Origin of the sequence: Thauera aminoaromatica (assembly GCF_000021765.1) — a bacterium.
Taxonomy (GTDB): Bacteria; Pseudomonadota; Gammaproteobacteria; order Burkholderiales; family Rhodocyclaceae; genus Thauera; species Thauera aminoaromatica.
Window position 1 is genome coordinate 2582545 of the sequence record NC_011662.2, and the last position, 21641, is coordinate 2604185.

17 protein-coding genes and 2 tRNA genes are annotated in these 21641 nt (G+C 68.7%); 5 read left to right on the forward strand and 14 right to left on the reverse strand.

Features of this window, described 5'->3' with window-relative positions:
• Positions 1 to 27: 27 nt before the first annotated feature.
• From TMZ1T_RS11360 to TMZ1T_RS11380, 5 genes are all read left to right on the forward strand, one after another.
• The gene (locus tag TMZ1T_RS11360) at positions 28 to 1065 is read left to right on the forward strand and encodes a zinc-dependent alcohol dehydrogenase family protein (RefSeq protein ID WP_012585470.1); all 1038 of its coding nucleotides are present in this window, start codon (positions 28 to 30) and stop codon (positions 1063 to 1065) included.
• Between the two features lie 59 nt (positions 1066 to 1124).
• A complete protein-coding gene (lexA, locus tag TMZ1T_RS11365; RefSeq protein WP_004320360.1) occupies positions 1125 to 1733 on the forward strand; it encodes a transcriptional repressor LexA in 609 nt (202 codons plus the stop codon).
• A 22-nt stretch (positions 1734 to 1755) separates the two neighbouring features.
• Entirely contained in the window at positions 1756 to 2574 is an 819-nt protein-coding gene (imuA, locus tag TMZ1T_RS11370) for a translesion DNA synthesis-associated protein ImuA (protein ID WP_012585471.1), read from the forward strand.
• Between the two features lie 113 nt (positions 2575 to 2687).
• Positions 2688 to 4205, forward strand: coding sequence for a Y-family DNA polymerase (locus TMZ1T_RS11375; RefSeq protein ID WP_012585472.1), 1518 nt, complete (start codon positions 2688 to 2690; stop codon positions 4203 to 4205).
• A gap of 253 nt (positions 4206 to 4458) precedes the next feature.
• The gene (locus tag TMZ1T_RS11380; protein ID WP_004302682.1) at positions 4459 to 5043 is read left to right on the forward strand and encodes a hypothetical protein; all 585 of its coding nucleotides are present in this window, start codon (positions 4459 to 4461) and stop codon (positions 5041 to 5043) included.
• 99 nt (positions 5044 to 5142) lie between these two features.
• Here TMZ1T_RS11380 and TMZ1T_RS11385 read toward each other — a convergent pair whose 3' ends face one another.
• From TMZ1T_RS11385 to rnc, 14 genes are all read right to left on the reverse strand, one after another.
• Positions 5143 to 6990, reverse strand: coding sequence for a M61 family metallopeptidase (locus tag TMZ1T_RS11385; RefSeq protein ID WP_012585473.1), 1848 nt, complete (start codon positions 6988 to 6990; stop codon positions 5143 to 5145).
• 173 nt (positions 6991 to 7163) lie between these two features.
• Entirely contained in the window at positions 7164 to 10514 is a 3351-nt protein-coding gene (locus TMZ1T_RS21105; protein WP_012585474.1) for a hypothetical protein, read from the reverse strand.
• A 6-nt stretch (positions 10515 to 10520) separates the two neighbouring features.
• The gene (locus tag TMZ1T_RS11395; protein WP_012585475.1) at positions 10521 to 11795 is read right to left on the reverse strand and encodes a coiled-coil domain-containing protein; all 1275 of its coding nucleotides are present in this window, start codon (positions 11793 to 11795) and stop codon (positions 10521 to 10523) included.
• Positions 11796 to 11960: 165 nt separating this feature from the next.
• On the reverse strand, positions 11961 to 12749 hold the full coding sequence (gene istB / locus TMZ1T_RS11400) for an IS21-like element helper ATPase IstB (protein WP_004299423.1): 789 nt from the start codon (positions 12747 to 12749) through the stop codon (positions 11961 to 11963).
• Positions 12749 to 13969 carry an IS21 family transposase gene (istA, locus tag TMZ1T_RS11405; protein ID WP_004299421.1) on the reverse strand — a complete coding sequence of 407 codons (1221 nt, stop codon included), beginning with the start codon at positions 13967 to 13969 and terminating at the stop codon, positions 12749 to 12751. The genes istB and istA overlap by 1 nt, the downstream gene beginning before the upstream one ends.
• Positions 13970 to 14522: 553 nt before the next feature.
• Positions 14523 to 14597: transfer RNA gene (locus TMZ1T_RS11410), tRNA-Val, on the reverse strand.
• Between the two features lie 69 nt (positions 14598 to 14666).
• Positions 14667 to 14741 (reverse strand) — tRNA-Val (locus TMZ1T_RS11415).
• Between the two features lie 138 nt (positions 14742 to 14879).
• Positions 14880 to 16697, reverse strand: coding sequence for an excinuclease ABC subunit UvrC (gene uvrC, locus TMZ1T_RS11420; protein ID WP_004302690.1), 1818 nt, complete (start codon positions 16695 to 16697; stop codon positions 14880 to 14882).
• A 79-nt stretch (positions 16698 to 16776) separates the two neighbouring features.
• Complete coding sequence (gene nagZ, locus TMZ1T_RS11425) at positions 16777 to 17922, reverse strand: beta-N-acetylhexosaminidase (protein ID WP_004302692.1); 1146 nt, start codon at positions 17920 to 17922, stop codon at positions 16777 to 16779.
• 19 nt (positions 17923 to 17941) lie between these two features.
• On the reverse strand, positions 17942 to 18319 hold the full coding sequence (gene acpS / locus TMZ1T_RS11430; RefSeq protein ID WP_004302693.1) for a holo-ACP synthase: 378 nt from the start codon (positions 18317 to 18319) through the stop codon (positions 17942 to 17944).
• Positions 18320 to 18516: 197 nt separating this feature from the next.
• On the reverse strand, positions 18517 to 19269 hold the full coding sequence (locus TMZ1T_RS11435) for a pyridoxine 5'-phosphate synthase (RefSeq protein ID WP_012585476.1): 753 nt from the start codon (positions 19267 to 19269) through the stop codon (positions 18517 to 18519).
• Positions 19269 to 20027, reverse strand: coding sequence for a DNA repair protein RecO (gene recO / locus TMZ1T_RS11440; protein ID WP_004302698.1), 759 nt, complete (start codon positions 20025 to 20027; stop codon positions 19269 to 19271). Before recO ends, TMZ1T_RS11435 begins: the two co-directional genes overlap by 1 nt.
• A 15-nt stretch (positions 20028 to 20042) precedes the next feature.
• Entirely contained in the window at positions 20043 to 20972 is a 930-nt protein-coding gene (gene era / locus TMZ1T_RS11445) for a GTPase Era (RefSeq protein ID WP_004302700.1), read from the reverse strand.
• Complete coding sequence (gene rnc / locus TMZ1T_RS11450; RefSeq protein WP_004302702.1) at positions 20969 to 21640, reverse strand: ribonuclease III; 672 nt, start codon at positions 21638 to 21640, stop codon at positions 20969 to 20971. The genes era and rnc overlap by 4 nt, the downstream gene beginning before the upstream one ends.
• Position 21641 lies beyond the last annotated feature (1 nt).

Below are 21641 nucleotides of genomic sequence, written 5' to 3' on the forward strand. Positions count from 1 at the left end.
GTTCCGCCTGTCCTGGAGACCGCAAGCATGCCCCAGCCCCATCCGAACGCCCCCGCCAAGCCCCCCGCCGGCATGCGCGCGATGCAACTCGAACGCCCCGGCGAGGCCCTGCGCGCGGTGCATCTGGCGGTGCCGCGCCCCGGCCCCGGGCAGGTGCTGCTGCGGGTGGAGGCCTGCGGCGTGTGCCGCACCGATCTCCACCTCATCGACGGCGAGCTGCCCGACCCGGTGCTGCCGATGATTCCCGGCCACGAGATCATCGGCCGCGTGGTCGAACTGGGCGAAGGCGTCGGCGACGCCGCGGGCATGGTGCCGGGTCAGCGCATCGGCGTGCCCTGGCTGGGGTGGACCTGCGGGCATTGCGGCTTCTGCGCCAGCCAGCGCGAGAACCTCTGCGACGCGGCGCGCTTCACCGGCTACCAGATCCAGGGCGGTTATGCCGAATACACCGTGGCCGACGCACGCTACTGCTTCCCGATCGACGAGGCGCTCGACGCCGCCGAGGCCGCGCCGCTGCTGTGCGCCGGCCTGATCGGCTATCGTGCGCTGGAGATGGCGGGCGCCGCGCGCCGCATCGGCCTCTACGGCTTCGGCGCGGCCGCCCACATCATCACCCAGGTGGCGGTGTGGCAGGGTCGCGAGGTGTACGCCTTCACCCGTCCCGGCGACAGCGCAAGCCAGGCCTTCGCCCGCCGGCTCGGCGCCTGCTGGACGGGCGCGGGCGAAGAGCGCCCCCCGCACCCGCTCGACGCCGCGCTGATCTTCGCCCCCTCCGGCGAGCTCGTCCCCGCCGCGCTGCGCGCCGTCGCCAAGGGTGGCACGGTGGTGTGCGCGGGCATCCACATGAGCACCATCCCCGCCTTCCCCTACGACATCCTGTGGGGCGAGCGCCGCATCGTCTCGGTCGCCAACCTCACCCGCCGCGACGGCGACGAATTCCTCGCCCTCGCGCCCAGGGTGCCGGTACGCACCGAGGTCGTCCGCTTCGCCCTCGAGGACGCCAACGAGGCGCTCGAGCGCCTGCGCCGCGGCGCGCTGCAGGGGGCGGCGGTGCTGCTGCCCTGAATTCCGCTTGCCAGCGCTGCGGGACTGTTTAAAATTACAGCCATCCCATGGAGGCTGTCATGACCGCCCGTAGCGAAAACCTCACCGCGCGCCAGCAGGAAATCCTCGATTTCATCCGCTCCACCGTCGAGTCCGAAGGCCGCCCGCCCACCCGCGCCGAGGTGTGCACCGCCTTCGGCTTCCGCTCGCCCAACGCCGCCGAGACCCACCTGCGCGCGCTCGCCGCCAAGGGCGCGATCCTGCTCGAGGAGGGGCGCGCGCGCGGCATCCGCCTGGCCGAGGCGCTCGGCCTGCCCCTGGTCGGCCGCGTCGCCGCGGGCAGCCCCATCCTCGCCGCCGAACACGTCGAGGCGCGCTATCAGCTCGACCCCGCGCTGTTCTCGCCCAGGGCCGACTACCTGCTGCGCGTGCGCGGCATGAGCATGCGCGACGCCGGCATCCTCGACGGCGACCTCATCGCGGTGCATCGCAACAGCGAGGCGCGCAACGGCCAGATCGTGGTCGCCCGGGTGGACGACGACGTCACCGTCAAGACCCTGCAACGCAAGGGCCCGGTGGTCGAGCTCCTCCCCGCCAACCCGGACTACACCCCGATCGTCGTGGACACCCGCCGCGAGCCGCTGGTCATCGAAGGCGTCATGGTGGGGCTGATCCGCAAGGACCACTGAGCGAGCCGATGCCGCACCCGCCATGGCCCTCCCGCTCCAACGCCACGCCGACGCGTCGCTGCGCGCCGTAGCTCCTGCCGCCACCGGCACGCATGGCGTGCTCGCCGGCCTGCCTGCGGGCAGCGTGTGGCAGGCGAGCCGGCTCGCAGGCGCCGCAGGAGCGGTGCTGCCGACCGGCTTCTCCGCGCTCGACGCCGAGCTGCCCGGCGGCGGCTGGCCGGCCGGGGCGCTCATCGAGCTCCTCGCCGACCGCCCCGGCGTCGGCGAACTGAGCCTGCTGCTGCCGCTGCTCGGCGCCACCCCGCCCGCATGCTGGATCGTCTGCATCGCCCCGCCGCTGCTGCCCTACGCTCCCGCGCTGGCGAACGCAGGCGTGCCGCTGGCGCGCCTGCTCGTGGTGCGCCCCGAGCGCCGCGAAGACCTGCTGTGGGCCGCACGCCAGGCACTGCTGTCGGGCAGCTGCGCCTGCGTGCTGGCGTGGCCGCAGCGCATCGACAACACCGGACTGCGCCGCCTGCAGCTGGCCGCCGAGGAAAGCGCCACCCCGCTCTTCCTCTTCCGTCCCGGCAGCGTCGCCGGCCAGCCTTCGCCGGCGGTGTTGCGGATTGCGCTCGCCCCGCAGCCCGAAGGCCTGCAGCTACGCATCCTCAAGCGCCGCGGACCGCTCGCCGCCGCGCCGCTCGTGCTCGCCCTGCCGCCCGGGGCCAGCGCGGTACCGAAGGCATCCCGCGCAGGGCAATCCCCCCGGATGCCCCTCTCGGCAGCTTCCCACCCTACCGCATCCACCACCGTCGCCCCCGTCGCGCCTGCATGCAAACCGGAAGCGCGGCGTTTTCTGTAGGAGCGACGCCAGTCGCGATCGGCGGCCTTCCTCCACCCGCCGCAATCGTTTCGTCGCTCTAACCGCAGCCCTCGCTGCCGACCGATTCAAACACCTCGACGCGGAGCGTTTCCATGTTGTGGCTGGCGATCCTGTTGCCGGCGTTGTCGCTGCAGGTCTTCACACGCGGCGTACGCGCCGCCCCACCGCTGGCGATCCTGTCGCCCCGGGGCCGGGTGCTGGCCGCCAGCGCGGCGGCGAGCGCGGCCGGCATCGAACCGGGGCAGCGTGCGGCGAGCGCCCTCGCCTTGCTGCCCGAACTGCGCCTGCAACCGCACGAGCCGGCGCGCGAAGCCGAAGCCCTCGCCGAGATCGCCACCTGGGCCGGGCGCTTCAGCCCGCGGATCAGCCTGTCCGCAGCGGACGCGGTGCTGCTGGAGATCTCCTCCTGCCTGCGCCTGTTCGGTGGCACGGCACAGATCGAATCCGCCTTGCGCGAAGGCCTTGCCGAGCTGGGCTTCACGGCCCTGCTGGCCTGCGCACCCACTCCACTGGCCGCGCGCTGGCTTGCACGGGCGGCCGCTCCTTCCGCCCTCTCCTGCCCCCCGACCGACGCGGCACTCCCCACCGACGCCGCCGGGCAAGACTGGCGCGCTGCGCTCGACCCGCTGCCGCTCGAACTCCTGAGCGAGGAAGACGCCTGCGACGCCGCCACGCTGGAGTTGCTCGCCGGACTCGGCCTGCGCACCCTTGGCGAGCTTCGCCGCCTGCCGCCCGCCGGACTCGCCCGCCGTGGTGCGCAGGCGGCCGCGCGGGCGCTGGCGCGGGCGCGCGGCGAGCTCGCCGATCCACGCCCCTGGTTCGAAGCGCCGCTGCGCTTCCACCACGGCATCGCCCTGCCCGCGCCGGAACTTCACGCCGAGGCCCTGCTCTTCGCCGCACGCCGCCTCTTCGCCAGCCTTGCCGCCTGGCTCGATGCCCGCCACGCGGCAGTCGACCGCTTCCGCCTGCGTTTCGGCCACGGCTCGCGACCGCCCACCGAACTCGAGTTCGCGCTCGGCCGCCCAAGCCGCGACGAGGGGCACTTCGCCCTGATCGTGCGCGAACGCCTGGCCATGCTCGAGCTGTCCGCCGAGGTCGACTCGATCACCCTGTGTGCGGAAAGCCCCGTGGCTGCCGACCCGCGCGCCCGGGACCTGTTCGGCGATCCTGCCCAGGCCGGAGAGGACGCCGCCCTGCTGCTTGCCCGCCTGCAGGCGCGACTTGGCGAGGAATGCGTGCAGCGCCTGGATCTTCGCGCCGATCACCGTCCCGAAGCCGCCTGGCGAAACACCGTGCCCTCCGCACAGGCGACCACTGCACGCGCCGGCCGCGACGCCGCTGCGGGGCCGGCCTCGACACGGACGGCATCGCCGCCGCCACGCACGACAGCAGGCCTGCGCCCGCTCTGGCTGCTGCCCGCGCCGCGTCCGATCTCCGCTCCCCGCTATACCCTGCTCGGCGCCGCCGAACGCATCGAGACCGGCTGGTGGGACGGCATGCCGGTCCGTCGCGACTACTACCTCGCGCGCGATGCCGACAACGTCCTGTGCTGGATCTTCGAGAGCCTGGATGCGCCGGGGCAGTGGTTCGTGCATGGGTATTTCGGCTGAAGACGCCGGTCCCGATCACGGTGCCGGAGCCCGCGACGAGGGCGGCGCGAGCCGGGACGGAGGATCGCCACTCGCGTCGCTCCCAGCGGGGTCCGAAGCTGCATCGTGCTGCGGTAACGTGCCGATTTTCGTGGGAGCGACGCAAGTCGCGATCACGACGACGCGCGAGCGCGTGACGGGAACTGCAGGGGCGCGGGGCTGTGCGCGTAGTACACTTCCCGGGCTCCGAACCTTTTCCACCGCCTCCATTCCCATGCCCGAGCCTTCCTCTTCCGTCACCGTTTCCGCTGAAACCCGCGCCCGCCCCCTGCCGGGCGACCTCGACCGGCGCCGCGCGCTGTTCGCGCTGCTGGTATGCGTGGTCGCGCTGCCTGCATCGTGGCTGTTGTTCAGCCAGCTCGAGCGCCTGTGGCCGGAGATCGTGCGCCTGGAGGGGCTCGGCTTCCTCGCGGCGGCCACCCTGCTCGGCGGCGTGATGGCGATCGGCCCGCTCGCTGCGGCGCTCGGCTTCCTGATCGCGGTGTGGTTCGGGGTGCGCAGCGTCTACAGCGCGCGCAGCCTCGCCACGCCGCTGCTCGACCGCGTCATCGTCGGCGCCGGGCTGCTGGTTTGGTTCATGCCCGCGCTGGCGGCGATCGCACAGGCGGTGCGCGCGCTGACCACAGGGCGGATCCACTTCGTGCGCCCGCCGCGCGACTACCTCCTCGCCACCGATCCGATCGCCTTCTGGCAGGGCGTCGGCTTCTGGCTGATCATCGCGGGGCTCGCCGGCTTCCTCGCCTGGCGCTACTGGCAGCCGAAGCTGTTCCCGGCGCACGACGCCGCCCCCGAGGCCTGAACGCGACCTGCCGCCGCGGGCGCGCCTGGCCGTGCGTGCCCGCTCCGTCACACCTTGCCGTCGTCCGCGGCTGCGCCTCGCGCACGGCAAGGCGGCGCATCACCCCCCCAACCAACCCCGCCGCAGCTTCGCTGCCGCGCTATCGGCGCGCGGCGCCAGCTTGAGCTCCTGGCGCTCGGCAGGCGGTGCAGCGAGCACCGCACGGAAGCTCATCAGCTCGTCGCGACGGAAGAGATGCAGTTCCACCTCGTCGCCCGCACCACGACGGGCGAGCAGATCCTCCAGCCCCTTGGCGCTGGAGATCCTCAGCCCGTCGAGCGCGATCAGCACGTCCCCGGCCGAGACGCCCGCCGCCTGCGCCGGACCGTCGTCGTACACATTGGCGACCTTCGCCTCGCCACTGCCCCCGCCGAGCTTCATCCCGAGCACCGGCGCGGTCCCCGCCGCCTCGGCGCGCAGGCTCACGCCGAAGGGACGCAGCAGGCGCGCCAGCGGCAGATCCTCGCAGCCGTCCACCGCCTTCTGCAGCCATTTCGCCAGGCGCGCGCCGAGGCGTTCGCCGCCCGCGTCGCGCACCGCGGCGAAGATGCCATCCTCCGGCACGCCCACGCCGGTGAGGCCGTGGCGCCGCCACAGCAGCCGCATCACGTCGTCCAGGCTGGCCGCACCCTCGCTGCCCGCGCGCAGCTGCAGGTCGAGCGCGAGCGCGATCAGCGCACCCTTGGCGTAGTAGCTGACGATGGCATTGGGTGCGTTCTCGTCCTGGCGGTAGTACTTGGTCCACGCGTCGAAGGAGGACTCCGCCACGCTCTGCTTGAGCCGGCCGCTGCCGCGCAAGACGTTGGCGATGGTCTTGCCGAGCAGCCCCAGGTAGTCATCGATGCCGATCACGCCGCTGCGCACCAGGGCGAGGTCGTCGTAATACGAGGTGAAGCCCTCGAAGGCCCACAGCAGCCGGGTGTGGTTCTCGCGCGCGAGATCGTAGGGCGTGAACGCCACCGGCTTGATGCGCTTGACGTTCCAGGTGTGGAAATACTCGTGGCTGCACAGGCCGAGGAAGCTCTTGTAGCCGTCGGGCAGACCCTCCATGCCCTTCCACGGCAGCTCGGCGCGGCTGCAGATCAGCGCGGTCGAGGCGCGATGCTCCAGCCCGCCGTAGCCCTCTCCCACCACCATGGTCAGGAAGGCGTAATAGTCCACCGGCGCCGGCGTGCCGAAGAGCGCGATCTGCCATTCGCACACCCGGCGCAGGTCGGCGCACAGGCGCTCGAGGTCGCAGTCGTGGCGGCCGGTGAGGGCGATGTCGTGCGGCACGCCCGCGGCCTCGAAGCGTGCCAGCGTGAAACGGCCCATCTCGACCGGGTGGTCGATGAGCTCGTCGTAGTCCGCGGCGCGGAAGCGGCCGAAGCGGCAGGCCTGGCCCGGGTGGCCGTGCTCGGGCGGCAGCGCGGTGACGAGCTTCCAGTCGCGCCCGCAGTCGCCCTCGGGGCGTTCGATGGTCACCACGCAAGGTGCTTCGGTACGCCCCGCCACCGCGAGGAAGACGCTCGTGCCGTTGAAGAAGCCGTGTGTGGTGTCGAGATGGGCGGTGCGCACCGACAGGTCCCAGGCATAGACCTCGTAATGCACGCTCAGCACGCGCGCGCCCGGCACCGCAGCCGCGCGCCAGGTGTGCTTGTCGAGCTTCTCCAGCGCGCAGGGCTCGCCGTCGGCCTCGGCACGCAGGCGCACGATGTTGCGCGCGAACTCGCGGATCATGTAGCTGCCCGGGATCCACGCCGGCAGGCTGAAGACCTGCCCCGCGGGGTCGGGCTCGGCCACCGTGCAGCTCACCTCGAAGAGGTGGGCGCCGGGGTTCGCCGGGCGGATGCGGTATTCGACCGCGGGCGGCGGACGGCCATGGAGCGCCGACGCGGCGGCGGACAAGCGGGTGGAACGGGCGGACATCGGCAGGCTCCGGCGGAACTCGTCTGGAAGAGGTCCAATCGTAACCGCATGGCCGGGCGCCGGGGAGGCGACAGAGGTGGGCAGCGATCTCCCGGCGCCCAACGGCGAACGCCCGGCGTGACGGCCGCGATCCGCGGATACCCGTCATCCCCATGGATCGATTACCGTGCGCATCACGCGAACGACTGATAGGTTCCTTCGAACTCGATGATGATCGACCGGAGTCCGCTCAGATCGAGCTCACTGTTGTACTCCCGGGGAATTCGGATTGACCACTGACAGAACGGCCCGATCATTTGTCGCTGCGCGTCCAGGAACCCGCCGGTCAGCACGGGCGCTGGTGTCGCCGCTGATGCGCTGGTAACGGTGCCCGTCTCGGGTCTTGCTGCGGCCGCCGCACCTGCCGAAAGTGTCGTGCCATCGGGGGAGAGCGCACGTGCATCGTAGCGGTACTCGTGATGCACTTTTTGATGATTGACGGTGACCGGCACGTCGCTGGCGGTCACGATCGTCTCTACGCCGGGATGCGTAAACTGAATCACGTGAATGTTGTCCTTGGTCCTCATCCCGAGCGCGCACGCTCGAATGGCGGAGAGGCGGACGTTGGCCATTCCCGGGAAGTGTGTATGGTCGGTGTTGGTGTCTTTTCGCGCCGGAAGAATCGACACCAGTCCCTCGTTGCCGTTCATCAGCATTGCGAACAGCAGGGGGTTCCGCGCTTTTGTAAACTCGATTCGGCAGGAGTTGCCCATGGGGACAAAAGCTTGAATGGTCGAAAGCCGCTTGTTCTCCTCTTTCAGTCGTCCGACGATGAAGTCGATCAACGCGGCTCTGAACGCGGTCGAGTTGATGTTGTCGGGCCGCTGCGAGCCAGCCATCAACTGCCGAAGCACGTCGATGAACACATCCTTGTTGCTCAAGGTGTGCATCGTGAATGCGCGGCTCGCCAGGTACAGCGTCTCCACACACTGCTCGCGCGCGTGACGCCACAACGCGCTGCTGAACGCGGCCATCTGCGGCAGGCTGAGACCGGCCTGACTGACCCGCCAACTTTCGGTCTTGCTCTTGGCCGACCTTATGGCATCCGTCTGCGATCGCAGGTAGCACAATTCGGTAAGCGCGTCGTTGTACTCGGCAATCTTGGCATTCCGCGTCGCGACCAGTTCGATGTAGTGCGCCAGATCGTCGCTTAATTTCTGCGCTGTCGGACACTTGCTGAAGAAGTCGGCGCAGATCGCATCAACCTGCCTGCGCGTGGCCATCAGGCGGCCTTGCTCGGTTCCGTCGGCGCTGATCAGTCCGTCACTGGCCTGCTTCAATCCGGTGAAGTCGGTGACTTCATTGGACAAGGACAGCACCTGACGGCTGAGATACGAACGATTCACCGTAGTGCCGTTGTCGGTCGCGACCTCGTTGGCAGTCTTCGAGATCAAATCGCCGGCCTGGCCTGCAACGAGCGGTATCGCGAAGGCAGGCGCCTCAGGGTTGATGAAGGCCAGCTGACCGATGGCGGACAACAGGGCTGCGGGCGTAAGGCCTGTGCCGATCGTGACTTCATTTTCAAAATCGGTGAACTTCCTGATCAAGTGCACCGAGCCATCGGCGCGGTTCGCCTCGAACTGCTGAACGGACTTCAGGGCCGCATTGACCTTGGAGACGCTGTCGGCTACGTCCGCCTCGAGCGCCGTCAATGTGCGGCTCTGACTCTCCGAGAGGTTGCCGAGAAAGCCGGCTCGCTCCTGCGCGTTCTTCAGCGCGCCTGCCAAGGCGCCGTGCGTCTGCTCTATGGCGCTGTATTCTGCGACCACCTCGGTCAGATCCGGCTGATAGCGGTCGATCGACCCAAGCGCGACGAAATCATGATCGTGCCCGAACAGGTTCCGCCCCTGTCGAAGCGACTCCAGCGTCATCGTCGCCGCTGCAGCAAGGTCGGCCTCCTTGCGCTCCGTAGCCATCCGGACAATCCATGACAGGGTTGCCTGCAGGCTGCCGAGCGCTTCGCAGGTCTCGTTGGTGTTCGCATGAACGTTCGTGAAGAGAAAACGTTCGCGGCAACGCTCGAAGACCATGGGCAGAAGATCCCCGCTCAGTTGCAACGCAAGCGATCTGTCATCGACGATCGACCAGCAGCCGGGATAGTTTGACGCGGGACTGATGCCTACACGTGTGGGCGGCGTCGCAACGGGCCTCGCGCCTTGCGCAGGGCGATTGGTATTGTTGGCGCCGACCTGCCCGCTTTGCCCCGGACCAAATCCGCGCCCTCGGATGTCCAAGCCGCCATTGACGGCGCCATACCGGGGATCTACGGGTGCGGGCCCGCCTGGTGTTCCCGCTTTTCCGAACGTCTGCTCCGCCGGCAGCGCTTGCCCATCTGCCCCGTTCGCATCGATGGGCGTATGAATCTCATTCCACGAGCCCCACACTTTGGCGCGAGTCCACACTGCCCAGATATTCGCGATCGTTCCTTCGAAGGCCGCCTGCTCGGCCTCCACGCGAATGATCTGGTACGTCTTCGGGTCGACGGATGGAACTGCCGGCGGGCGGAGCGCGCCAATGGCGATCGTGCCAGGGCTGCCGGCAACTCCGCCGTAACCCGGAAGTCCGCAGACACCGCCGCCGCCGCTGTCGGCGCCGTTCTGGTGCCCATCCGAATCCCTGCCGCCCATGAAAGCGAGGAAATTGGGCTTGTAGCGCAGCGAGTCCATTTTGGGCGTACCGCCGTTTCCACCGTTGCCGCCGATTCCGGGTGATGCTCCGTTGCCGCCGATGCCACCCGCAACCGACAGGCTCATGCCTGACATCGGAAAATCAAACCCCAGAAAATTCAGCGAAATGGTTCCGCCGTCGCCACCTGCCCCGCCGTTTCCACCGTGACCGCCACAGCCTCCAGCGCCCCCACGTGCCGACTCCGAATCGTTGTCATCCAGGTTGTCGATCCCGTTTCCGCCGCGTCCGCCAGGCTGGCCCTTCCCTCCGTTGCCGCCGAGGCCCCCACTGGCATCGAGGACCAACTGCGGTCCCCGAACCAGTCGATCGCACCAGATCGTGATCGAGCCCCCCTCGCCCCCCTTGCCACCATCCCCGCCCGGTTGACCGTTCGACCCAACGCCTCCTTCGTGCCGCCCTGGTTGTCCGTCCTGTCCCGCGGTCGCCGCCATTGGTTCTGTGCCGGCGGTCGTCTGGCCTCCGCTGCACCCATCCTTGCCACGACAACCGCTTACATCGATTCCCCCGTAATTGCCTGGGTTCAATGGGTCGGGCAGGAACTCCAGGCGCCGGCAGACGATCGTTACCTGCCGTCCGGGCAAGGTGATCACGCCTTCAACCACCACCTCGTCGCCATAGACCGTCAGATTGGTGGTCGCCGCAACGGTCCTCTCGTTCAGGACGTGACGCCTTGCCGTCAGCACCTGCTGCATCGCGACTGAATCGCCCGCCGCCGCGGGAACCAGAATCTCCGAATAGTAGGGGTCGAAAGGCGTTTCGCTGGTGGATGCAGGCGAAGTGCATTCGGTCGTGTTCATGACGTTTCACCTCGATTCGAACGCGCCGTTCTGGAACAGAAAGGTCAATTCCTTTGCGATTGCGGCGCGCAGCGCCGCGATGGGTGCACAGGCGCCATCCGCGATCTGTTCAATCGCCAGCGGGTCGCCCGCCGCCGCACGGCTGTCTTCGCCATTCAGGATCGAGCGGGTTCGCAGCGCATACGCGTCGAGGGTTTGCAGCAGCGTCGATGCGAGGTTCTGCAGTTTCTGCGGATCCAGCTTGGACTTCACCAACTGTTTCGTGAAGTCGTCCAGTTTGCTCGCCAAATCAGAATCGAACGCGGCATCGAGTACCTTGCGGACGCTCTTCCCGAGCAGGGCGTCGACCTCGCTGAACAGCCGTGACTTCGACGAGCGCCAGAACTCTGCGAGATCCTGCCCGTTGGCCAACGCGCTTGCGGCGGTCTGGAAGCTCTGTTCATATGCGGCGCTACGGTCCGAGGCGGCTGCAAGTCCGTTCTCTGTCAGGGCGATGACGCTGTCCAGTCGGTCCGACACGCTCTTGAGACGGCTGATGTCCCGTTCCAGCTTGGACACTTTCCGTGTCGCCTCGTCGCGCTGAGCGGCCGTCAGGTCCGGACCTTGCAATTCGATGCGGAGGCCGTCGAGCTCTGTCGTCCGATCATAAATCAGCTGCTCGCTGCGGGCCTTGTTGTCGCGCCTTTTCGCGAGCTCCGTCTCCATGTTCGCCCGCGCCTGTTCAATCAGATCACCCGCCTCATCCATGCCGGCGCGCTCGATCAACTGCTTGGTCTGCGTGCTCATCGTGATCGGCTCGACGATGCCGCCTGCGGCGATGGCATGCAGACGCTCGGCAATCTGCTCAGACAGGCCGGTCAGCGCGCTGCCGAGCAGTGACAGGCAGGCGATTTCGGCGCGATCTTGCAGGCGCATTCCCTCGAGGCGCGAATCGAGCGTTGCGCGGGCCGCGCGAATACTCTCTCGAAGGGCATCGGCTGCCGCGCCGATCCGATCGGGATCATATTCGGCCGCCGGACTGGTAGCCTCTTCCCACTCGGCCAATCGCTCTTCCAGACCTCGATCAATCGACTTGAAGTCCGCTTCCAAGCCTGCCCCGAAACGTTCGAGCGTGGAGGCTCCGAATTCGTAGGCGTCGGACGCCGTCTCACGTGCGCTCGCCCAGTAGTCGCCGAGATCCAGGCTGAACTTGGCGGCCCGCTCGACCAGCCTGCGATTCGGTCCCGGGATTTCTTCGCGCTTGGCAGGCTTGTACCCCTCCGCTTTGGGGTCTCTCGACATGGAGTGATCGTAGAAGTGTTGGGCGTCCGAGGTGAAGGAATGCGCGATATCTGCCAGATGTCGGGCGCCAGGCGACTCGTGCTCGATCGGCCGTACTGCAACTCGTGTCAAGCGACACGAAGATTTAACCCCCTGACGACATCTGGAATTGACCCCCTGGGTTAATCAACTCTCCGACGTGATCGGGGTGGGGGCAGCGGCCTTCTGCAGAAGGCCGCTGCGGCGCTTGTCGCGCAGCCGGTAGCTGTCGCCCCGGATCGTGATGACCTGGCTGTGGTGCAGCAGTCGGTCGAGGATGGCGGTAGCGGCCACCGCGTCGCCGAACACCTGCCCCCACTCGCCAACGGGCCGGTTGCTGGTGATCAGCATGCTGGCCCGCTCGTAGCGCCGCGACACCAGCTGGAAGAACAGGTGCGCAGCGGCCGGCTCGAGCGGCAGGTAGCCCAGCTCATCGATGATCAGCAGCTTGGGCTTGGAGAGCTGCAGCAGCTTCTCCTCGAGCCGTCCGTCGGCGTGCGCCTTCGTGAGCCCGGCCATCAGCGCTGCTGCCGAGGTGAAGAGCACCGTGTAGCCGCGATCCACCGCTTCGCGCCCGAGGGCGACCGCCAGGTGCGTCTTGCCTACGCCCGGCGGACCGAGCAGCAGCAGGGCCTGACCGTGCCCGATCCAGCGACCGGAGGACAGATCCCGGATCTGCCCTGGATCGATCGAGGGCTGCGCGTCGAAGTCGAAGCCTTCGAGCGTGCGCACGCACGGGAAACGGGCGAGCTTCATGCCCATCTGGATGCGTCGGGTGTCGCGCCGGGCGACCTCGCGCTCGGCCAGGAAGAGCAGCGCTTCGCGCAGTGTCATCTGCGCCCGGCTGGCTTCGTCGAGCAGGCTGTCGAGCTGGTCGCGGATCGCCGTGAGCCGCAGCCGGGTGAGCAGTTCGTCGAGTCGGTCGGCATCGATCATCACCAGCCTCCTCCGACGAGCGCTTCGTACTCGGCCAGCGGACGCAGCAGCGCATCGGTGGGCGGCGGCGCCTCGATCTGGGCCGGCGGCAGCGACCCACCCAGCAGGTGGCTGCGCTCGATGCTGCGACCGCGACTGCCGGCGAGCTCCGCATGGCGGGCGACTTCCTCGCCGGCGTACTCGACCACCACGGTGTCGGCGCTGACCACGACCGTCACCGTCTCGCCAATCAGCCGCCACGGCACGCTGTAGGCGTTGGTGTCGAGCTCGATGCAGCCCTCCGCATTGACTCGGCGCACGAGCTCGCGCACCTGCAGGAAGGGGGCGATCCCGGCAACCGGACGCAGGTGTTCACGCTCCAAGTCGAAGCGCTCAGCGGGCGTGACACCGGTCGTACCGTGGATGCGCACATCGGCCACCTCGCGCTGCCAGCGCGCCAGGTGCGCCTCCATCGCCGTCCAGCTCTCGAAAGCATGGCCGGCGATGGCGTTCTTCTTCACGTAGCCCACGCCGTTCTCGGTCTTGCCCTTGGTGCGCGCGCGAAACGGCGCGCACGCCTTGGCACGGATATCCCAGTGCCGGCAGAACGCCTCGAAGCGGCTGTTGAGTCGGACCTGGCGCGTCTGCGTGTCGTGTTTGTCGACCAGCGCCTTGGCGTTGTCGATGAGCAGCGTCTGCGGCCGTCCGCCGAAGTGGACAAACGCCGCCTCGATCCCAGCGAACCACGCACTCTGGCGCTCGTGCCGGAACGCGCACGCAAATCCCCGGCGCGAATAGCCCAGCGTCGCCACGAACAGGAACACTCGCACCGACTCGCCGCCGATCAGCACACGTGTCTGGCCGAAGTCGATCTGCATCTGTTCGCCCGGTCCGGTCTCGAAGCGGATCGTCGCACGGCGACTCGCCTCCAGTTCCTGGCGGAACCCTCGACACGCGCGCTCGACCGTGCGCAGGCTCGTCTCGATCCCCAATTCCTTGCTCAACTGCTGACGCACCACGTCGCAGTTGCCCCGGTGCTGCAGGAAACGCTCCCGCAGCCATGCGTCGTGACCGCCCAGCACGCTGGCACGCTGCGGCTGTCGGTACGCCACCGGCCCGCCCGCGTTCAGATACCGCCGCACCGTGTTGCGCGCGATGCCCAGCGCCTTCGCAATCCGCTTCGCACCCCAGCCCGATTGCCCCAACCGAACGATCGTCGTGACCGCCTCCGGCTCCAACATCTCCTGCACTCCGCAAACCAGACGGCGTACAGGATTCACCTCGATGTGCTTCGTTTCCAATGATGGCCTCCTCGCGAACGAGGGGGTCAGTTCCTCGTGTCGCTAGGGGGTCAATTTACGGTGTCGCCTGACAACTCGCTCCAGTGCCATGGCTGCATCCCTCCTCTTCCCAGGTTCGGTTGGTGGTTACGGCGGCCTACGCGTGAATACGTCGTCGTCGATCGACCAACGACGTGTCCCGGCTTGTGTCCGCCCGCATACGGGCCTGTAACATTCTAGACACTACAGGAAAGACTCGCCCGCTGCCGCCAAGGGGCACGCTTGGATTCCTTCACCGCACCGAACCTGTGGTTGCTGGCGAAGTGTCGTCGCATGTGGTTCGACTGGAGGGTCGGATGGTCGGTCGCGCCGACCCATTCGCACTTCCTGAGGCATGAGGAGCGCGCGGAGCTGGACACCTCGCATCCGGATGAGAGCTGGTGGAGGGCCGAGTTGCAGATGGTTCCGTCGACAAGAAAAAAGCCGGCTCGCGGGCCGGCTTTTTTCTGCTGTCTGGTGGGCGATACTGGGATCGAACCAGTGACTTCCACCGTGTGAAGGTGGCACTCTACCGCTGAGTTAATCGCCCGTCTCTGGAACCTGTTCCGTACGATTTCCGTACCTTCTTTGCAGGAGGGCACCAAGTCGTTGATTTACCTGGTGGGCGGTACTGGGATCGAACCAGTGACCCCTGCCGTGTGAAGGCAGTGCTCTACCGCTGAGCTAACCGCCCTCCCGAAAAGAGGCCGCATTTTAGAAGGCGAGTCGCCGGGCGTCAAGCGCGGCATCGCTCGCGCGGCGTTGCTCGCACGCACGCCCCCTGGCGATGCGGCGCCGCGCGGGCAACCGGAGCCGGGACACGCGCGACCGCTCAGCGCAGCGCAGCGTGGATCTGCTCCGCGAGCTTGCGGCTGACGCCCTCCACCCGGCACAGGTCCTCCACCGTCGCCTCGCGCACCCCGTCCAGCCCGCCGAAGGCGGCGAGCAGGTTGCGACGGCGCGAAGGGCCGACGCCGGGGACGTCCTCCAGCTTCGAGCCCACCCGCGCCTTGGCGCGCTTGGCGCGGTGCCCGGTGATGGCGAAGCGGTGAGCCTCGTCGCGGATCTCGACGATCAGGTGCAGCGCCGCCGACTCGCCGCCGAGCGCCAGACCCTCGCGCCCGTCGGGGAAGATCAGCGTCTCCAGACCCGCCTTGCGCCCCTCGCCCTTGGCCACGCCCACCATCGCCACCGCCTCCAGGCCGACCTCGGCGAGGATCGCCCGCGCCGCGCTCACCTGCCCCTTGCCGCCGTCGATCAGGATCAGGTCGGGGCACACACCCTCCCCGGCCGCGACCTTGCCATAGCGGCGCTCGAGCGCCTGGCGCATGGCGGCGAAGTCGTCGCCGCCGGTGATGCCGGCGATGTTGTAGCGGCGGTATTCGGCGCGCTTCATGGCGCCCGCCTCGCACACCACGCAGGACGCCACCGTGGCCTCGCCCATGGTGTGGCTGATGTCGAAGCATTCGATGCGCTGCGGCGCCTCGTCCATGCCGAGCGCCTCGCGCAGGGCCTCGAGACGCTGTTCGATGCGGCCGGTGTCGCGCGCGCGCGCCTGGATGGCGAGGTGGGCGTTCTTCTCTGCCATCTCCATCCACGCCTTTTCCGCCTCGAAGCGCGGCGACACCACGCCGGGCGGACGCTCGGTGATCTCGGCGAGCGTCTCCTTGACCGCCTCCGGCGGCAGGTTGACCAGGATGCGCGCCGGGATCGGGTGCTGGCTGTAGTGCTGCTCGACGAAGGCGAGCAGGCTGTCCACCGCACCCGACACCGCCGCACCGCTCGGGAACTGCGGGCGATCGCCGAGATGGCGGCCGCCGCGCACCATGGCGATGTTCACGCAGGTGAGTCCGTCGGCCTCGATCGCGGCGAGCACGTCCACATCTTCATCCTTGCGGCTGTCGACGAACTGCTTGTGCAGCACCGCCTGCAGCACGCGCACCTGATCGCGACAGGCCGCGGCCTCCTCAAAGGCGAGGCGCTCGGCGGCGGCCTGCATGCGATTCGTGAGGTCGTCGATCACCTCGCTCGCCTGGCCGTCGAGGAAGCGCGTGGCGAGCTTCACGTCCGCAGCGTAGGCGGCGGGCTCGACAAGACTGACGCAGGGCGCGGTGCAGCGCTTGATCTGGTGCAGCAGGCAGGGGCGCGAGCGGTTGGCGAAGACGGTGTTCTCGCAGGTGCGCAGCTGGAAGGTCTTCTGCAGCAGATGGATGCTCTCGCGCACCGCCCAGGCGTTCGGGAAGGGGCCGAAGTAGCGCGCGCCCTTGGTGAAGGCGCCGCGGTGGTAGGCCAGGCGCGGGAACTCGTCGGCGGAGAGCTCGATGTAGGGGTAGGTCTTGTCGTCGCGGAAGAGGATGTTGTAGCGCGGCGCGAGGCTCTTGATGAGGTTGTTCTCGAGGATCAGCGCCTCGGCCTCGGAGCGTGTGGCGGTGATGTCCACGCGCAGCACCTGCGCCACCATCATCGCGATGCGCGGGCTGGAGACGGTCTTCTGGAAGTAGCTGGAGACGCGACGCTTGAGGTTCTTCGCCTTGCCGACGTAGAGCACCTTGTCGTCGGCGCCGATCATGCGATAGACGCCCGGCTCCTCGGTCAGGGTGCGCAGGAAGGGCTTGGGGTCGAAGGCGGGGGCGGGCGTCGGGTCGGTCATGGGAGCAGGATGTTTGAGCAACGCCGCTGATCGCGACTTGCGTCGCTCCTACAGGGGAGTTCGCTACCGCTGCGCGGAATTATCCTTCCTTGCGCAGGACTTCGGTACGTTGCTCACCGATGGTGGCGGCGGTCATGGTTGGCGCGGCGCTCTTGTCCTCGGGAATGGACGCGAGGTGCTCGCGGGCCCGGAGGTAGGGGGCGTGCAGTTCGAGTGCGAAGGGGTCGGCAAGCCAGGCTGGCCTGGCCGTGTCCGGCAAGATCGCGGCGAGTCGGGCCAGGTTGCCGGCGTCCAGGTCCGGCGCCCAGCGATCCAGCAGCTCGGCCGCGAGGTCAGGTCGATTGCACACCAGCAGCATGTCGCAGCCGGCCGCGTAGGCTGCTTTCGCACGGCCGACGATGTCACCGGCGACGCGGGCGCCTTCCATGTTGAGATCGTCGCTGAAGATCACCCACTGGAAGCCGAGGCGGTCGCGCAGCACCTCCTTCAGCCAGAACGGCGAGAAGCCTGCGGGCTGCGGTTCGGGGCTGGGGTCGGCGTTGGGGTAGACGACGTGGGCGGGCATGACGCCGGCGAGCTGGCGGCCGAGACGATGGCGGTAGGGGGCGATGTCCTCGTTCCAAACCGTGTCGAAGTCGCGCTCGTCCACCGGCACGTCGTGGTGCGAGTCGGCCTCGACGAAGCCGTGGCCGGGGAAGTGCTTGCCCACGCAGCCCATGCCCGCCTCCGCCATGCCGGCGCACAGCGCCTGCGCGAGCGCCGCGACCACCTGCGGATCGCGATGGAAGGCGCGGTTGCCGATCGCGCGGCAGCAGCCGTAGTCGAGATCCAGCACCGGGGTGAAGCTCAGGTCGACCCCGTGCGCGCGCAGCTCGGCGGCGAGCACGACGCCGGTGGCGCGCGCCGCGTCGAGCGCCACCAGATGGTCCTGCGCCCACAAGGCGCCGAGGCTGCGCATCGACGGCAGGCGGGTGAAGCCGTCGGTGCGGAAGCGCTGCACCCTGCCGCCTTCGTGGTCGACCGCGATGATCAGCGCCGGGTCGCGCAGCCCGCGGATCTCGGCGGTGAGCGCGCGCAGCTGCTCGGAGCCGGTGTAGTTGCGCGCGAACAGGATCACCCCGCCGACCAGAGGGTCGCGCAGGCGTTCGCGCTCCTCGTCGGTGAGCGCGGTGCCGGCGACATCGATCATGACGGGGCCGCGTGGGCGGCGGATGGGTGGATTCATGTTCTGGAGGCTCCGGGGCTCACACGCTTTCGATCAGGGCGAACGCGACGATGTGCTCGTCCTCGTCGCTGATGCTGAGGTGGGCGCGCAGCGCGTTGTCCCGCATGTGCGCGGCGAGGCGCTCGTCATAGCGGTATTCGGGCTTGCCGCGCGCGTCGTGGCCGACCGCAACCGCGTGCAGCGTGGCCGGCACCGCGACGCCGGTGCCGAGCGCCTTGCCGAAGGCTTCCTTGGCGGCGAAGCGCTTGGCGAGGAAGCGCGCCGGGTCGCGATGGGCGCGCCAGGCCTCGACCTCGCTCGCGGCCAGGATGCGCAGGGCGAAACGCTCGCCGTGGCGCTCGAGCGCCTCGCGCATCCGACGCAGTTGCACGAGATCGGTGCCGATGCCGTGGATCATGCTTGCACGCTCGCACACAGGCTCGCGCGCGCCCCTGTGGGAGCGGCGCAAGCCGCGAATGCGGCGCCCGGATCCACTCCACCGCCCGGATTGGGTGCAGCATTCGCGGCTTGCGCCGCTCCTGCAGGGGGACGCCGGCGCGCTGCGCTGTCGGCGGGTGCAAGGGGGCAGGGGCGCGGCACGCGCATCGCGCTTCCTCAGGCGCCCTGCGCCGCTTCGCGCATCAGCCGCTTCATCTCGGCGACCGCCGCGCGCAGGCCCACGAACACCGCACGGCTGACGATCGAATGCCCGATGTGCAGCTCGCGGATGCCGTGCAGGCGGGCGATCGGCTCGACGTTGTAGTAGTTGAGCGCGTGGCCGGCGTTGAAGCGCATGCCCAGGCTGCGCACCACTTCACCCGCCGTGCGGATCTTGTCGAGCTCGGCGAGCACCGCCGGCGCCTCGGCGTCGCGTCCGGCGGCGTGGAAGGCGTGGGCGTAGGGGCCGGTGTGGATCTCGCACACGCGCGCGCCGATGCGCGCGGCGGCCTCGATCTGCTCGGGCTCGGCGTCGATGAACACGCTGGTGACGATTCCGGCGTCGGCGAGGCGGGCGATCACGTCCTTCAGGCGCGTCTCCTGCGCGAGCACGTCGAGCCCACCCTCGGTGGTGATCTCGTGGCGGCCCTCGGGCACCAGCATCGCCATCTGCGGCTTCGTGCGGCAGGCGATGGCGACCATCTCGTCGGTGGCCGCCATCTCGAGGTTGAGCTTGACCTGGGTGAGCTCGGCGAGCCGGCGCACGTCCTCGTCGCCGATGTGGCGGCGGTCCTCGCGCAGGTGGATGGTGATGCCGTCGGCACCACCGAGGTGGGCTTCCACGGCGGCCCACACCGGATCGGGTTCCCAGGTGCGGCGGGCCTGGCGCAGCGTGGCGACGTGGTCGATGTTGACGCCGAGTTCGATCATCAGAGCTCCTGCAATTCCTTGAGCACCCGGCGCGACTGCAGCGGCTGGCCGCCCAGGGTGTGGTTGATCAGCATGCGCAGCAGCTGCTTGGACTGGCCCAGCGTCTCCGCACGCGAGAAGTCGCCGGCCGCCATGTCGAGCAGGGTCTGACCGGAGAGCAGCGGCTGCTCGCCGAGCGCGGCAGGGTCGAGGGCAGCACCCTCTTCCTCCAGCGCCTCCAGCCTCACCGGACCGCGCTCGATTATATAAAGGTAGCGCCCCTCGGGCCGCACCGGCTCGCCGCTGTCGCCCTCGTTCGCGAGCCCGGCCTCGTAGCCGAGCTCCTGCAGCAGGGCGAGCTCGAAGCGACGCAGGATGGGCGACTCCGCCTCGCCGCGGCCGAGCGCACGCACCGCCTCGGCGTAGGCGTCGAAGAGGCGCGGGTGGGGATCTTCACGTGCGGTCAGGCGCACCAGCAGCTCGTTGAGGTAGTAGCCGCAGATCAGCGCGCGCCCGATCAGCAGCGGCTGCCCGCCCTGCCATTCGGCACGCACCAGGGTCTTGACCTCGCCACCGCCAGACCAATCCATCCACAGCGGCTGGAAGGCGAGCAGCACGCCGCGCAACTGCGAGTGCGGGCGGCGCGCACCCTTTGCGACCAGGGCGACGCGGCCATGCTCGCGCGCGAAGATCTCGACGATCAGGCTGGTCTCGCGCCACGGGTAGGTATGCAGCACCCAGGCCGGCTGCTGCTCGATGCGCTGCTTGGCTGCCGCCATGACCCGGGGTCCGGATCACTCGTAGCCGAGGCTCTTCAGCGCGCGCTCGTCGTCGGCCCAGCCGCTCTTGACCTTGACCCAGACCTCGAGGAAGACCTTGCCGTCGAAGAGCTTCTCGAGTTCGACGCGGGCCTCGCTGGAGATGCGCTTGAGCTTCTCGCCACCGCGGCCGATGACCATGGACTTGTGGCCGGGCTTGTCGACGATCACCGCGGCGTAGATGCGGCGCAGGTTGCCCTCGACCTCGAATTTCTCGATCTCGACCGCGATCCCGTAGGGCAGTTCGTCGCCGAGCAGGCGGAAGAGCTTCTCGCGCAGGAATTCGGAGGCGAGGAAGCGCTCGCTGCGGTCGGTGATCTCGTCTTCCTCGAACATCGGCGTACCGACCGGCAGCAGGGGCGTGGCGGCCTTGACCAGCTCGTCGACGTTGCGTCCCTTCTCGGCCGACAGCGGCACGATCTCGGTGAAGTCGCGCGCCTCGCGCACCTGGGCGATGAAGGGCAGCAGGCGGGTCTTGTCCTTCAACTGGTCGACCTTGTTGATGACCAGGATCACCTTCGAGGACTCGGGGATCACCGCCAGCACCTTGCGGTCGTCCTCGGTGAAGCGCCCGGCTTCGATGACGAAGAACACCAGATCGACGTCGGCCAGCACCTGCGACACGGTGCGGTTCATCGAACGGTTGAGCGCGTTGCGGTGATGGGTCTGGAAGCCGGGGGTGTCCACGAACACGAACTGCGCGCCCGGCTCGGTGAGAATGCCGGTGACGCGGTGTCGGGTGGTCTGCGCCTTGCTGGAGACGATGCTGATCTTCTGCCCGATCAGACGGTTGAGCAGCGTCGACTTGCCGACGTTGGGGCGACCGACGATGGCGACGAAGCCGGCGCGAAAGCCGTCCTCGCCGGTGGGCTGGTCGCTGAGGGGAGTCTGGGACGCGTCGCTCATTTCTTTCTCACCGCGGCGAGCGCGAGCTCGGCCGACTGTTGTTCGGCGATGCGCCGGCTCGGGCCGCGGCCCAGCGTGCGTACCGCGAGTTTGGGGATTTCGCAGGCGACCTCGAACTCCTGCGCGTGGGCTTCGCCGACGATCTCGACCATGGTGTAGCTCGGCACCGGAATGCGGCGCGCCTGCAGCCATTCCTGCAGCGCGGTCTTGGGGTCCTTGCTCGGCTTGCACGGATCGACTTCGGCGATCAGCGGTGCGTAGAGGCGGTCGATGACCCCCTTCGCCGCTTCGAAGCCGGCGTCCAGATAGACCGCGGCGAACAGCGCTTCGAGCGCATCGGCGAGGATGGACGGGCGCCGGCTGCCGCCGGACTTGAGCTCGCCCTCGCCCAGGCGCAGGCAGTCGCCGAGCTCGAGCTCGAGCGCGAGGCGGTGCAGCGTGTCCTGGCGCACCAGCGAGGCGCGCACCCGCGACAGCTCTCCCTCGCGCAGCTCGCCGAAGCGGCCAAACAGCGCGATCGACACCACGCAGTCGAGGACGGCGTCGCCGAGGAACTCGAAACGCTCGTTGTTGGGCTGCCCGAAGCTGCGATGGGTCAGCGCCTCCTGCAGCAGGCGGACATCGGAGAACGCGTGGCCCAGGCGCGCCTGAAGTCGATCCGGCATCATC